Here is a 14391-nt window from a genome sequence, read left to right as displayed (position 1 = left end):
TTAAAAATTTATCTCTCTTTAGGTCTCTATAACTCCCTTACCTCCTCCTTCTAACGAGTAGCCATACGGCTATTGCTATCACGATTATGACTATTATCACCACCACGGCTATGAGTAACGGGCTTATCGCCGCTGTGGGCTTTGGTGTTGGCGTCGGTGTTGGGGTTGGTGTGGGCTTCGGTGGTGGTGATACTGTTAAATACGTTGAGTACTGAGCCGGTACTGTTACTACATTAGTGTATGCGAATATCAATAACTGATACGTGCCGGGCGCTAACGTTGCCGTTAATGACTGCGGTAACGTTAATGTTAGTGTTCCAGGGGTTGTGGAGTTTATAAATGTGCTATATACGACCTTGCCCTGTGGGCTCATTAGGTATACGTAGGCCTGTGGATAACCAACTCCCTGTACTGATATTGTTATTGTGGCGGTTGTATTGGCTTGTATGCTTGTGGGCGTGACGGACGTAACCGTGGGCGCCAAATTGGCTGGTACGGTGGTTACTCCCTGGCTTGCATAGATCTTATTGAACCAATATGTGTAGTTGAATGGATAACCACTCCATAATACTAGTGTGGCGGATTGCGGTGCCGTGGTAATGAGTGTCTTTAGTATGTAGGGGCCGTTACTTATAAATAGATGACCATATGTATTATAGAAGTTGAGTGCGTTCTTGTAGTCGCTTATTGCCGTGGCCTTATCAATGAAGTTATAACCATTAACCACAGCCCAGGAGCCATTATCCCATATGTAGCCAGATTGAGCCCAGCTACTCAGTATACCTGCAAGCATCTCAGCATGATCATGCGCTGTTAAATCAAGTTGAGGCACTTTAAGGGACTGAGACTCACCGCTTGTGAATGCACCCTTACCTTCTTTATAGGCTTCCATCATTACTGCATAGATGTACCACGGCACTAACATGCTTGTTTCGCCAGGTGCGAAGTAACCAGCGACTATGTTAGGATCTGGGAACCAGTAATTACTGTATATAACTACTGTACCGTTGGGGAAGAATTGCATGCCTACTATCGAAGATACGGTGGGCTGTACAATGCCCTGTAAATCAGATATTTGTGAAGACCATGCGCCTAGGTCAGGCGCGCCCTGGGCTAAATCAAAGAGTAGGTAGTACCAGAAGACCACGTCTGCCATGGTTATCGGACTTCCATCCTGCCACTTCGTACCTAGCCATGTACCGTTGAAGTATAAATAAACGATATCCCTGGCCATCTTGCCGGGACCGACTGGGACCCACTTACCAAGCGTTGCGTTCCAAACAACGGCATCAGGAGGAACAGGGAATTGAGGAGCACTACTCTGTAGGTTAATTACGACTTTCCAAGCGCCTCTGAATGGCATCGGATCGCCAGTGAATGGGCTATAGGCGGCGAATGGATCGTACAACCACTCAGTAAATACATCGGCACTATAAGAATCTATAGATAGTATCCAGCCAATTGGGTTCCACGGATACTGCGTAACATGGAGCATACCGACATTAAGCACGCTCGGATGTGATGATACGTAGGCGAACTTAACGCCTACCGGGTTAAAGGACTCTAGCCCAAGCACTGATGGCAAGTAGTTGCTGAACCCCTTAATCACGGGGTAACCTGCGGCCCTCGAAACAAGCCATACCCTCACGGCCTGCTGGAAACAATCCTCTAGTGCTATTGTTGAGTATTCCTTAAATTGATCAAGTGATGTGAAGTTGCCATTTGAGATCCATGTGGTTAGCTTATCGATTGTAGTGTTCGTGTACTGCCAGAAACCTGCCTCACCCCACCCCGGCATATTGCCATACCATGAAGCACAGAATGAAGCGCCGCCACCAGTATCCCAGGGCATTGGGCTTATTGACCAAGCCTCAGTGTATATCTGCCACTGCATGTCTGCGGGGTTTGAGCCATAGACCACGCTTAATGCTTGACGTAGGGTTCCGTATATTGGCTTGACGGTGAAGCCCAGGTTCTGAAGCTCTGCCATGAATATCTGACCCATTTGGTATCGGTATGGGTCATCCTGCCTTATGAAGAATATTATGGTAACGGGCTGTGGTGTTGTGCTGTTAGGCGGTATGTAATACCACTTGTGGCTTATATATAGTATCCTGCCGTGCCATACTGGGTCTGTCTTATTTAAGTAAACAAAGAAGTTGTAGAGTGACTGATTGACGTAGACTGGGTCGTAATGGATGTTAAAGCTCGCTACGTAATTCTCTATGAGCAGTTGACTGTAAAGTGCAAAGGAGCTTGGCCAGCTATACATGGGTATTGCATATCCAAAGAATACCTGGGTTACGTATCTATCCCTATCAACTAGGTAATTCATTAGGAATCTAACCTGCCAATAGGCGAATGGGTTGAAAGTGGTGTTGCTTGGGTATGGATTGAATAAGAGGTCATATGCCGATATTAGGCCTGGGCTTACGAACGTCACATTAGGATTCTGAAGGAGCTGCTGAAGCACGTTGACTGGGATCGCCCAAGGATTAAGGAATACATCGATCTTTCCAGATGCGAAATACTGAGCTATTTGGTCTCTGGGTACTTCGTATATGTTTACGGTCTGGGGCATCGGTGCCGCTTGTTGTGCATTAAGGACTAGTACTAGTGAGAGTATTAGTAGGGTCATTAATACGAGTATTACCTGTACTATTTTCCTAGATTCCTTCGTCATAGTGGACCTATTTTATTAACTTTTATTTAAGCTTTTCCTAGTATATTCTTTATTGATTTAAGATAGCCGATGAATAATAGCGCTATTGTGAATACAAACATTATTATTAATAATAATGTAAGTAAATAATTTATTAATGGTCTCCTAATACCCGTTAGAATTACCGAACCATTACCCTCCACGTACAGCTTACTAACTAGCATGAAATTCATGGTTCTGTTCTCATTGGGTCCCAAATTAATGGTGTAGTATTGGGGTACGGTAACGTTGGTCTCTGGTACTCTTTCAATAACTGTTACATTAAATGAGGCCCTTTTACAATTAGTGTTATACAGTAGGAGGGTTAGATAATCATTTGGATTTGTGTTTACGATAAGTGTACCGTTTATAGAGCCACTATAATACAAATGAGACACGTATGGGTGCGTTATTAAGTATATCGCAAGTAATATCGTCATTAGGCCCAATACGTATCCTGTTATGACTACTTTATTAAACAATATATGCATTTATGATATAGTTATGAGGTTGCTGTTAATAAATTTATTTACTTATTTTCATAACCTGCACAGTTACCATTGCTTAAACCTTTAACTTAACTCTCCTCCAGTACCTCCTGGCTGGGTTTGTTAAAACTTTCCTATTGGTTTTTGCTGTTACCCATATCGGTGGGGCCCTATTTGATTTATTGGCTGCGGCAAGTCTCAACTTCCTTGCCAATGGTTTATTCCTAGCCATGCCCGCTCACCTGTACCTTATCCTGAACTCCCTATGGGTCTGTTTATAAATTGTTTCCAGTATCTTCTTGAGGTCTTCATCCGTAATGGGCACTTTGACTCTGCCGGATTGGGCTAATGTTATTAATTGTTGTTCAAGAGCCTCGACAAGTTCGGGCTTAACAACCCTAAGATTATCAAGCCTCTCCCTGGCCTCAGGCGTTAGTATCACCCTGAGCACGGCTCTCCTCTGGGCAGCTAATTCCTGTCTTTTCCTTTCCTCCTCCATTTGTTTCTGAAGATCCTGAAGCTTCTTCTGCCTAATGGCTTCAAGTTCATCCTCACTCATTTCTTGATCACTACCTTCCTCCTCTCCGTAATTCTCGTCAATAGACATGGCATAACAAAGGCAGTAAACCTATTTATTAACCTTAAACCTTGGGGATCTTAACCGTGAACAAACCTACTCAGCGGTAGTCTTTGGCGTTAAGTATTTAGTGAGCTCAGGTCTTTGCTTAACTAACTCTTTAAGTGTATTTAGGGCTATCTTATCTAATAATGACTTGCCCTGGGGTGTTATCACCCTACCTGCCTTGGTCTTGGTTATGAGACCAGCAGTCTCAAGTTGATGAAGTATATTCCTTATTACCGCGCCACCAGCCTTCCTAGTCCTCTCGCTCCTAACGGCACTACCAGCCTTAGCCCTATAGCTAAATGCCATCCTAAGGCTGCCAATACCCACAGGTCCGTTTAGATAGATCCTCCTTAAAATAGCGGCAGTCCTTATGTACCACCAATCATCCTGCATTGGAGGTCTATCCTTATTCGGGCCTGTCTTAACGAATAACGCCCAGTCCGGCGGCTTAACCTGAGGCACATTCTCCTTAAGGTACTTAGCCAATTCCCTAATTAGTAATTCTGCGGGTACGTCCTTAACACTAACCAAGGCCGATCAAGAATGCGGGATAGCTAGGGTTAATAAGTATTTACTAAACGTGGTATTCACAGTCACGTATAGCAATGAACTTAATACCAGTTAAGTATATAGCATAGATTCTTTTTACTTGGTTATATGACGTTCTCCATTGTGGCAACTGATGGGATTGATGTTGGCATTGCCGTGGCATCTAAATTCATAGCAGTGGGTGCAATAGTACCACAGGCCCAGGCTAAAGTTGGTGCAGTTGCATCACAGTGTTATGCAAACCCTAGGTTGGGTTCATTAATACTTAAGTTACTTGAGTCGGGCCTTAATACCAATGATGCATTAAGTAAGGCGCTAAATGAGGATTCTGATAAGGAGGAGAGACAGGTTGGTGTTGTTTCTATACGTGGTGATGCAATCGCATATACAGGCTCTAAGTGTTCTGAATATGCAGGACATATCGTGGGTAGTGGTTATGCAGTTCAGGGCAATATATTGACTGGTCCTGATGTTCTTGAGAGAATGGCTAGGGCCTTCGAGACGAAGCGAGGTGAGTTAGTGGATAAATTGCTTGATGCTCTATCAGCAGGTGATGCAGCTGGTGGTGATAGGAGAGGTAGGCAGTCAGCCGCTATTCTGGTGCTCAGGCCGAGTGGTGGTTACCTAGGCCTTACCGATACTTACGTTGATCTTAGGGTAGATGACCACCCAGACCCTGTTGCTGAGTTACGTAGGTTATTCAGCATTTGGGAATTGACGTTGTTGAATAGGGAGGATCCCAATGATGTGATCCTAAAGTCCAGTGTTGCATCAACAGTTCAGAGGATACTTAAGGGGCTTGGTTTTTATAATGGTGATGTTCATGGCAATTGGGATGAGGCAACCGAGGAGGCCTTCAAGGCGTGGGCTGGCCTCGAGAATTTCGAGAACAAGATTAGGAATGATGATAAGATCTGGGGATCGGTTTATCGCTACTTAATTAATGAGGCTAGGCGTAGGGGTTTGTTGATTAATGATTAGAAGGATTAATAAATAGGTTGTTTTGTGGGTTTGAGCAATGGCCATTAAATTCTGCCCGAGATGTAAGAGTGTAATGGTTCTAACAAAGGAGGGTGGTAAAGCTGTTTGGAAGTGCCCTAAGTGTGGTTATGAGGAGGAGGTTAGTGTTAGTAGTGCGAAGCTTGTTGAGAAGACGACATTAACCAGGAAGGATGATAAACCAATAGTACTAACCAAGTCTGGTGAGGAGGCTCTGCCTAAGGTTAAGAAGACATGTCCTAAGTGTGGTTATGAGGAGGCGTACTTCTGGGTTCAGCAGACGAGAGCTGCTGATGAACCACCAACCAGGTTTTATAAATGTGCTAGGTGTGGGTACGTTTGGCGTGAATATGAGTAGGCTTAAGCGTCGCTAAATAATACTGTTTTTGCTGAAGATGTAGAGTTTATATTTAAGTGGCGACTAAGTAGTAATTGATGTCTGAGGTTAAGATAACATATCCAGATGCCAGGGAATTCTCGCAAATAATAGATGCAGTATCGGCACTAATTGAGGAGGCAAGCTTTACGTTAGCGAGCGACGGGCTTAAGTTAAGGGCTTTAGACCCATCGAGGACTGCAATGATTGATTTATTAATACCCAGGGAGGCCTTTGAGGAGTTTCCTGAAAGCCTTAATGAAGAGGTTAAAATTGGCATTAATTTTGATGATTTCAAAAAGCTACTTAGGAGAATTAGGAAAGGCGATAAATTGAGTATTGAGACGAGCGAGGGCAAGCTCAAGGTTAGGCTTGTTGGTAAGGCATCTAGGACAATGACGCTCCCACTTATTGATATTGGTGCCGAGGAGTTACCAACACCAAAGGTAGTATACACAGTACTGGCTAAGGTGTCTAGTGATGCATTGAATGAGGCACTTAAGGATGCTGATGTAATTGCTGATGCCGTTAAGTTTGATGCTAAGGATGATGGTCTTTATGTATCGGCAAGTAGTGATAAGGGTGATGTTGAGGTTAAGTTTGAGAGAGAGGGCGAGGTAATGTTTGAGTATGACCTCAAGGAGCCATCAACAGCCAAGTATAGCCTTGACTACTTGGTTGATACAATATCAAAGGCCTATAGGATAAGTGATATAGTCACGGTAGAATTCGCAACGCAAAAACCCATTGCGCTAACATTCGAGATTCCCATGGGTGGTAAGTTAACGTACTACATAGCACCAATGATTGAGTAATACCAAGTATTATAATTAATTAAGTGGTAAAAATAATTTTTAATGCAGATTAGTACTCGGCATGTGATATGCCCAGTTTTATTGATTTAGTAAAGGTATTATTTAGGAATTATTATCGAGGTATTGACCTATCGGAAACCAGTGACCTAGAGAAGAGGGAGTTCGGTTTTCAATTCTTCGATAAGGAGGGAATGATTAGGCATGCTAGTTTTAGAAATAGCGACGAGCTAAGGCATTACTTAATAAGTAATGTGCCATCCCACGTCTACTACTCATCAGCGCTCTACAATGACCCAGCAAACCCCGATATGGACGCTAAGGGTTGGCTAGGTGCTGACTTGATTTTTGACATTGATGGTGATCACTTACCAACACCCAACTGTCAAGGTGCTGAATTAATGACGCTTGAGTGCTTAAATGATGCCACGGATGAAGTTAGTAAGCTCATTGATTCCCTCATTGAGGACTTCGGCTTCTCTGATTCATCAATTAAGATATTCTTTAGTGGTCATAGGGGTTATCATGTACATATTGAATTACCTGAGATTAGGGGATTAATGGATGATGAGAGGAGGGAGATCATAGATTACCTGCTTCTCCGTGGTTTTGACATAGAACGCCTAATCAGGGGTAATGCTGTTCTCATAGATGCTAGGTTAAGGGGTATTGGTGGTAGGTTGGCGTCCCTAATCCATGAATTGGATCCTGAATTACTTAATAACCTTGGTAGTAAGAAGAGATTGAGTAAGTCCTTAATTCGGAAACTAAATACACTTAATTCCGTAATTAGTGAGAGACTTTCCATACACATAGATGAGGTGGTGACCATGGACATACATAGATTAATTAGGATGCCTAATTCATTGCATGGTAAGACAGGGCTTAGAGTCGTTAAGGTAGGTCCAAGTGATCTAGAGAGGGGTGCTGATTTTATTATTGATAAGGCAATACAATTTAGAAGGGGTATATTAACGCTTAGGCTCATTAAGAAGGTACCAGTTAGGAGGGTTTTGGGTGAGGATGTCGTGGGTGATGAGGGCAGTATTATTAAAGTGCCCACATATGTCGGTATATATCTAGTAATTAGTGGTTGGGGTGAGTTAGTTGATTAGTGATGTGCTTAGAAGGTTGATAGACTTCACGAAACTAGAGATAGGTACTGAGGAGATTCAGAGACCACCGTTTGAGTCCTATGCCCAGTTAGTGCAGGAATTGAATAATAGGTTGTTAATGAGTGGTAATGTACTTGATAAGGAATTGATTGAATCCACAAGAACAATGGTTAGAGAAACCATTGCAGCACTTATTAGAAAGAGGATTGAGAAAATAATGAGGTACTATGAGACTAATAAGGAGATACCGCAAGACGCATTGTTTATGGAGGAGAGAAGGTTTCTCATGCCATTACTCGAGCTAAGAATTACTGAGGCACCAAAGAGCGAGGCCCAGGGATTAGCAATAATATCCTTTAAGAAGGGATTTCCCGTGCTCTATAGTGTTCGTTTAGTGACTATTGGACCATTTTCGCAATTTGACATCGCAGCAATACCGAGAAGTGATGCCGAGGAGTTACTACGTAGGAGTGTAATTGATATTGTGCGTTAAAAACAACGGAGGTAAAAAAATAAAAGGGGGTTTTCCCCGAGCTTCTCGTGAAGTTTCCTAAGGTTGTGAGAGCCTACTGCCCAAGGTGTAATGCATATACGGACCACACAGTTACGATATATAGCCATGGGAAGAGGAGGAACCTATCCGAGGGGCAGAGAAGATACTTAAGAAAGCTTAAGGGTTATGGTTCAAGCAGGAAGCCAAAGCAGAAGAGATTTGCTAAGACTACAAAGAAGATCGTCGTTAAGCTTCAATGTAGGCAGTGCGGTTATGTATTATTAAGACCAATTGGTAGGTTAAAGAAGCTTGAGATAGTTGAAACAAAGTGAGGTGGTGATTATGCCCAGTAATTGGCGTTCAGTCCTTGTTCCAAGGCCGAGATCAAGGTTCCTAAGGGTTAGGTGTAATAATTGTGGTAATGAGCAGGTGGTCTTCGATAGACCAGCCATGGCCGTTAGGTGCCTGGTCTGTGGCAATGTCCTGATAGAACCAACCGGTAGTAAGGGTAAGATTGTTGGCGCAACAGTAGTTGCGACGTACGAGTAAAATAACGAAAAAGGTATAAATGCACCCCATCCTATCATAGTCGATGAGTAAGAGGGAGGAGAAGTTAGACGATATTAAGAAGAGTGTTTTCTCGGTCAGGATTGCTAGGAAGGAATTACCCGAAATAGGTGAATTGGTTATTGGCACGGTATATAGAATACTGGAGCATGGCGCTTATGTCCTTCTTGATGAGTATGGAGGTTTAGAGGCCTATGCGCCAATAAATGAGATAGTTCAATCATGGTTTCACGATATTAAGGACTACCTAAGGCCGGGTCAGAAGACTGTTTTTAGAGTTATCAGGGTTGATGCACGTAGGAGGCTCATAGATATCTCGCTTAGGAGAGTCAAGGAAGAGGAGAAGAAGGAGAAACTAGCTAGGTGGAAGAGGACAATTAGGGGCGTTAAGCTTCTTGAGCTTGTTGCCAAGAGATTAAACATTACGCTTGATAGAGCTTTACAGGATTTTGGTTGGAAGCTCGAGGACTACTATGGAGACTTCCTATCAATTTTTGAGAATGTGGTAAAGTATGGACCTGCGGACCTCAGGAAACTAGGACTTAGCGATAATGTTATTAACACCATTATGGAGGTTGCTAAGGAGAGGATCGAGGTAGAACCTGTGGAGATTTCAGGTATTATTAGGATGATAAACATTAAACCTGATGGTGTTAAGCATATCAGGGATGTGCTGCTTAAGGCCATGGAGTTGGCTAGGAAGGAGGGCGCTGAGAGTGTTAAGATATATACAATTGGTCCTCCCAGGTATAGGATAGACATTATGGGCAGGGATCCGAAGAAATTGGAACAAGTTCTGAAGGATGTAGTTAATCTAGTCACCACAGAGATCAAGAGGAGGGGTGGGGAGGCAAGTTTCACCAGGATAGGCGAGTAATTATGGATTCAATACTAAGGAGGTGCAGGAACTGCGGTAGGTATACAATGAGGAAGGACAAGTGTCCATACTGTGGTGGTGATCTTGAAATTCCGCATCCACCTAAATTCTCGCCTGAGGATAAGTACGGTAGGTACAGATTATTAATGAAGATAATGAGTGGTAAAATAAAGCTTGATAAAAGCGTTATATCGGCGGTTTTGGGGTTAACCTCAACCGATTCTAAGGCCCAGTGAAATTATTGATTAATAAGTGTTTGATTACGTGCTAATGCATTGAGGAGACTGTAATTGACCTTGTATATTATTACCCAACCATATGGTCTAGAGACATACACTAATTGGGCCCAGGGTGGTGGATAGAATAGGAGAGGCCAGGGTGTTGTAGGGCCATTATAACCAGGTATGCCTATGTAGGCTAATTTAGCTGATGTGAGGCTTGCCCCTGGCATTATTGTTGGTACACCCTCAAATATCCAATAAGCCGGAATATTATTCACAGTGCATGTTGACCACACAGCATATGACGCACTAACAACCTCTGAGTTAAACATTAGGCTGTAGAGTGTGACGTTATAAGCCGCATAGAAGGTGTTGTTGGCATATGGTACGTAAATGGTCGAGGAGCCCACCTGGGCAGGATAAATAAATGTATTTAGTATGTAATTATTGGTATAGCCGGCTATCCTTGCCATCCAATAGCTCTTTGCAAAATCACCACCCGCTGGATACTCAGGTATGAGAATGCATATTGATCCTAAGCCATAATTTGTCATATTTACAGGTCCATATATATAATATGGCTCAAAAATCAGTATATACTGTGGATCATGAAGCTCATTCAGTTTTTCCAAAACACCCGTGTAATTATAGGGGTTCGACATGAAGAAATTACCTATCAACGCTATCTGTGTACCATTTACTGTTGAATTATCAGCTAGGCTAGTCCTATTACCTATAACGGCGATCCAATAGCCGTAATCCCACCATGAGAGCACAGTAGCATTTGGCGGTGTATTGTAAGACAACCACTGAAGCGCATCAAGCCAGTCAGGCGTTGGTATTGGTGGCGTTACAGTACTAACTATTTGCTGCGGCATTATGGACATTGACAGTGCAGGTTGAATATTAACAATGAGAGCGATTGCCAATATAATACCGAGAAGGGCTGCTAAGGAAAGCCCAATAACTATGCGCCTATTTAGTGCTAACTCAGTGAGTTTTACAAAGCCATATGCTGCAGCCGGCACCCAAAATAGGCCGAGCAGCATGAATAGCCAAACCTCTGACGATGCGAAGTAGGCTGCGACCAGTGATCCAAGACTAATTAGTATTACTGGGAGTGATAGTGACATTATGGAGAGGATCATTGTGTATATCATAAACGGTATTGTTATTGATATATTGTACATGCTCTGTTGGAGAGTTGATGGGGAGTGCTCAGCAACGCTCTGTACAATTGCGCTCCTGGCAAATGGCGCTAATGCACCAAGGAACTTACCACCTATCGATGTGAAGCTTAGTCCTATTACGGCGACCACGAGCACTACAATAGCCATGAGGAAGTACCTAATTATAGGGACCATAATCCTTGGGTACCTTGGGTATAGCTTAATTAGGGCATAAGCGATTATTGAGAATAATAAAGCGACATTGGCGACGCCACCCATTCCAGATATCAATGTGTGGAAGCCATATCTAGGGGTTATTGCTACAAAGGCCGAGAACCCAAGGTCAGTGAGTACGTAGGTTATCACAAGCTTATCAATGGTGAATGGTAGGTTTTGTCTCCTAGCTATCCTAATGAGCAGGTAAAGTAGTATTACTATTGTGAATAAGCCGTAGAAATTCCATAGGAATACGTAGGAACCCCACACCCAAGTCGTTATTCCATTAAATATTGCCGAAAGCACCGCAAAAAGTATCCAGTAATTATCCTTCCTAATCAGGGACTCGATATAGAAGGCAATGCCTAGTGTCGCTATAAATTGAAATAATGGTTCAGCCGCGAACCAACCAGCCGTACCCCTCTGAAGAAGCATTGTTGAAAATACAGACCATAGAGCCGCTAATAGTCCTACATACTTACCGCCAAGTCTGTAGCCAAGGTAAAACATTGCTGGGACCACTGCGGCGTTTGCAATTGCTGGAAGCAAAACTACCGATTGTACTAGATCAAAACCCAAGTGCGACAGTACCTTGTATGCAAGTACCCCAAACCATGAAACACCTGGCGATAGTACTACCGTCCAGTTAACACCCCATGGATACCAGAAATGTGTGAATAGTGCACCATAACCCTTATGAAGCCACCAAAGAAGTCCCTTGATGGTTCCATACTTAAGCATTTGTTCGGTCATGAAGAGCCTTATGTATGGGTCAAACTCATTTATGTACCAACCATAAAGCAACACAGGGTAAAGTCTCAGGTAATATGCAAGTAGTGTGAATGAGACCACGGCTGAAAGCATCGCAACCCACTGCGTAACCCTCACATCAAGTGGCACAGTAGGTACTACCTGCGTAATAGACTCCATTTTAGCCTTACTCACGGCCTTTGCCTTACTCATTACGACTTGATTAAATAATCAATTTAAAAGCATTTTTCACAGACCGAGCACGAAAAATAAATTAGCAAGGCATAATAAAATACCACTGTGGTTTGTCTCGAAGTAAGTAGTTACACCTCGAGGGCTGTAATATGCAATAGGGGTGCGTACTTACTCGAGTGGTCGGTCTCAGGCAAGGATATAATACTACCTGGTGATCCTGATAGACCAACGTGGAGCGGCATGGCAATAATGATACCCTTCGCGAACAGGATCAAGAATGGAGAATACGAATTTGAAGGCATAAAGTACTCGCTACCTAGGAATAAGGAGGGCCATGCAATTCATGGTCTCATCTTAAACGAGGAATGGAGCATAACATACATCGGTGAGAACAGTGTCTCGCTCGAACATGTTCTTAAACACCCTGATTATCCAACGGAATTAACATCAATAATCAAATACACACTAGTTGAAGGAGAACTCGATGTTGAGTTTATCATTAAAAATACAGGACTCAGGAGCGCACCATTAGTTGTTGGTGCTCATCCATACTTTATAGTCAGTAATGACTGGATGATAAATACTCAGGGAGAGATATTAATGTGTGAGACAGTTAATAAGATACCAACCGGCAAATTAATACCTGTTGATCTAAATAACACAGAAAGAAGGGAATTTGATGATTGCTTCTTGGTTAATGGCGACATAACCCTAGAGTCCCACTACTCAACAATTAAGATCATAAGGCATGGTATGCCCTACATACAATTATTCACGGGAGTGCCTAATGCCATAGCCATAGAGCCGATGAGCGGAGCACCAGACGCGTACCATAATGGCATGGGACTAACTATAATAAAGCCAGGGGAGGAAAAGAACTTTAGGTTCACGATAAAGGTACTAAGGGCTTAGACGAGAAAAGCTAAAAAACCAAGTAAACTAATCATAAATTGGCCCCGTAGCTCAGCATGGATAGAGCGGCGGCCTTCTATCGTAGGCGGGAGTGAGCCGTAGGTCGTGGGTTCAAATCCCACCGGGGCCGCTATCTGTCGTGCTTTCCTTTCTTGGTTTGATTAAAGAGAAAAAGGAAGAGATGTTTTGCCAGCCCGTGGGTTTGGGTGGTTAGGTATCATCGAGGCATTTGAGGTTTTGCATTGCCTTGGCTATCCTTTCCCTCCTCTCGTTCTTTTCGTCTTCAAGCCACTCGCCCAGCTTCTTGCAGACTGGCTCCCTCAATGGGCTGTCGCGAACTCTTGCATGGGCTATTGAGACCACGTGGTCTTCACCATCGACGTATATTGATGGGTTGTAGCCGGCCCTCCTCAACTCCTCGACTAACCCCAAAGCCTCATTCTCGTCCTTCCTCTTTGCCCTAAGCTCAACCTTGCAATGGCTGTCTATGTGGATGTTCATGCTTACGCTTGTTCCAGGAATAACAATCGATGATGACCCGAGCTCCTTCATCTCCATTGATGCCAACTCAATTATCCGACTAAGCTTCTCGCCACCTGGCATGCTTGCGCCAAGCTCAATCAACTCCCTAATGTCTGGCACCGAGAGCCAATCCCTAGCCAACCCAACAGCCTTGCTTGACTTGAGCATAACCTCGACCTTGTACTCCCTTAGACGTATCGTGAAGCCCAATTCATTAACCAACCTCTCAATAATTCCAAGCCACAACTCGAACTTGACCAGACCTATCGTGAGTCTTATACGCCCCTCATCAACACCCACATCGCCATCACCCCAAACAGCCGGAGCCATGAATGCCTTAAGTCTCTCAACACCAAGCTTTTTGACCTCCTCTGCGACCTCTCTTCGGCTTAGCCCTATGATCCTTAGCAATCAAGATCCATATGACCGAGATATCCTCCTCATTAATGCCTATACCGCCTATATGCATGTAAACCACTCCAGGGTAAGTAAGTGCCCACAGGACTGCTTGCCAAGGTTGTGCGGTGTTCATTGCTGGGTGGTCATTTATAACGCCTCCATCCGTCATCTCCCAACCACGTTGGATAGCCCTGAGGGCTTCCTTGTCGCTGAATGTGTTGATCACCTTAACGTCATCTCCCTCAAGTTCGGATAGCGATAGGTTTATCGTGATGCTCCCGCCTTTGGCGACCTTATTCACCTCAATAGCCACGTCCCTGTTGTATAGGTGTACCATGAGTGACTTCTCGCTGTTGTTTTTGCCAGTCACTACTATGTCAATGGCATTTTTCTCGAGTAAATCCA

General features: G+C 43.6%; 17 protein-coding genes, 1 tRNA gene and 1 pseudogene. 11 read left to right on the top strand and 8 right to left on the bottom strand.

Annotated elements, in window-relative coordinates:
- Positions 1-37: 37 nt before the first annotated feature.
- The 5 genes from ACP5L5_RS00095 to ACP5L5_RS00075 form a co-directional block, all read right to left on the bottom strand.
- Positions 38-2683 (bottom strand): ABC transporter substrate-binding protein, encoded by a 2646-nt coding sequence (locus tag ACP5L5_RS00095; protein WP_428760770.1) that lies wholly within the window; start codon positions 2681-2683, stop codon positions 38-40.
- A 26-nt stretch (positions 2684-2709) separates the two neighbouring features.
- Positions 2710-3192 (bottom strand): hypothetical protein, encoded by a 483-nt coding sequence (locus ACP5L5_RS00090; RefSeq protein WP_428760769.1) that lies wholly within the window; start codon positions 3190-3192, stop codon positions 2710-2712.
- Positions 3193-3265: 73 nt separating this feature from the next.
- Positions 3266-3421 (bottom strand): 50S ribosomal protein L39e, encoded by a 156-nt coding sequence (locus tag ACP5L5_RS00085; protein WP_428760767.1) that lies wholly within the window; start codon positions 3419-3421, stop codon positions 3266-3268.
- A gap of 6 nt (positions 3422-3427) precedes the next feature.
- Positions 3428-3796, bottom strand: a complete 369-nt coding sequence (locus ACP5L5_RS00080) for a DNA-binding protein (RefSeq protein ID WP_013603836.1) — start codon at positions 3794-3796, stop codon at positions 3428-3430.
- Positions 3797-3862: 66 nt separating this feature from the next.
- Complete coding sequence (locus ACP5L5_RS00075; protein WP_428760765.1) at positions 3863-4345, bottom strand: 30S ribosomal protein S19e; 483 nt, start codon at positions 4343-4345, stop codon at positions 3863-3865.
- Between the two features lie 126 nt (positions 4346-4471).
- Here ACP5L5_RS00075 and ACP5L5_RS00070 point away from each other — a divergent pair, with 126 nt between their 5' ends.
- The 9 genes from ACP5L5_RS00070 (at position 4472) to ACP5L5_RS00030 (ending at position 9838) form a co-directional block, all read left to right on the top strand.
- Positions 4472-5344, top strand: a complete 873-nt coding sequence (locus ACP5L5_RS00070) for a DUF1028 domain-containing protein (protein ID WP_428760763.1) — start codon at positions 4472-4474, stop codon at positions 5342-5344.
- 37 nt (positions 5345-5381) lie between these two features.
- Positions 5382-5720, top strand: a complete 339-nt coding sequence (locus tag ACP5L5_RS00065; protein ID WP_193387200.1) for a transcription factor S — start codon at positions 5382-5384, stop codon at positions 5718-5720.
- Between the two features lie 77 nt (positions 5721-5797).
- A complete protein-coding gene (pcn, locus tag ACP5L5_RS00060; protein WP_428760761.1) occupies positions 5798-6553 on the top strand; it encodes a proliferating cell nuclear antigen (pcna) in 756 nt (251 codons plus the stop codon).
- A gap of 68 nt (positions 6554-6621) precedes the next feature.
- Positions 6622-7665, top strand: coding sequence for a DNA primase catalytic subunit PriS (gene priS / locus ACP5L5_RS00055; protein WP_428760759.1), 1044 nt, complete (start codon positions 6622-6624; stop codon positions 7663-7665).
- Positions 7658-8158: a hypothetical protein gene (locus ACP5L5_RS00050; protein ID WP_013603842.1), complete on the top strand. Its 501-nt coding sequence runs from the start codon at positions 7658-7660 to the stop codon at positions 8156-8158. Before priS ends, ACP5L5_RS00050 begins: the two co-directional genes overlap by 8 nt.
- A gap of 47 nt (positions 8159-8205) precedes the next feature.
- A complete protein-coding gene (locus ACP5L5_RS00045; protein ID WP_428760757.1) occupies positions 8206-8490 on the top strand; it encodes a 50S ribosomal protein L44e in 285 nt (94 codons plus the stop codon).
- Positions 8491-8500: 10 nt separating this feature from the next.
- The gene (locus tag ACP5L5_RS00040) at positions 8501-8707 is read left to right on the top strand and encodes a 30S ribosomal protein S27e (protein WP_048057133.1); all 207 of its coding nucleotides are present in this window, start codon (positions 8501-8503) and stop codon (positions 8705-8707) included.
- Between the two features lie 43 nt (positions 8708-8750).
- Positions 8751-9602 carry a translation initiation factor IF-2 subunit alpha gene (locus ACP5L5_RS00035; protein WP_428760755.1) on the top strand — a complete coding sequence of 284 codons (852 nt, stop codon included), beginning with the start codon at positions 8751-8753 and terminating at the stop codon, positions 9600-9602.
- A gap of 2 nt (positions 9603-9604) precedes the next feature.
- Entirely contained in the window at positions 9605-9838 is a 234-nt protein-coding gene (locus tag ACP5L5_RS00030) for an RNA-protein complex protein Nop10 (RefSeq protein ID WP_013603846.1), read from the top strand.
- Between the two features lie 2 nt (positions 9839-9840).
- Here ACP5L5_RS00030 and ACP5L5_RS00025 read toward each other — a convergent pair whose 3' ends face one another.
- Complete coding sequence (locus ACP5L5_RS00025) at positions 9841-12171, bottom strand: STT3 domain-containing protein (RefSeq protein ID WP_428760754.1); 2331 nt, start codon at positions 12169-12171, stop codon at positions 9841-9843.
- 87 nt (positions 12172-12258) lie between these two features.
- Here ACP5L5_RS00025 and ACP5L5_RS00020 point away from each other — a divergent pair, with 87 nt between their 5' ends.
- Both ACP5L5_RS00020 and ACP5L5_RS00015 read left to right on the top strand, forming a co-directional pair.
- Positions 12259-13065, top strand: coding sequence for an aldose 1-epimerase (locus ACP5L5_RS00020; RefSeq protein WP_428760752.1), 807 nt, complete (start codon positions 12259-12261; stop codon positions 13063-13065).
- Positions 13066-13105: 40 nt separating this feature from the next.
- Positions 13106-13195, top strand: a tRNA-Arg gene (locus ACP5L5_RS00015).
- A gap of 80 nt (positions 13196-13275) precedes the next feature.
- Here ACP5L5_RS00015 and ACP5L5_RS00010 read toward each other — a convergent pair.
- Entirely contained in the window at positions 13276-13998 is a 723-nt protein-coding gene (locus tag ACP5L5_RS00010; RefSeq protein WP_428760750.1) for a hypothetical protein, read from the bottom strand.
- Positions 13934-14391 (bottom strand): annotated as a pseudogene (locus ACP5L5_RS00005) (hypothetical protein); the annotation flags it as partial. The pseudogene ACP5L5_RS00005 and the gene ACP5L5_RS00010, both read right to left, overlap by 65 nt.

It is taken from the genome of Vulcanisaeta sp. (assembly GCF_049966235.1).
In the GTDB taxonomy this organism is placed as follows: domain Archaea; phylum Thermoproteota; class Thermoprotei; order Thermoproteales; family Thermocladiaceae; genus Vulcanisaeta; species Vulcanisaeta moutnovskia.
The sequence above is the reverse complement of the archived record's forward strand: the minus strand, read 5'-3'. Positions and strand labels throughout refer to the sequence as shown.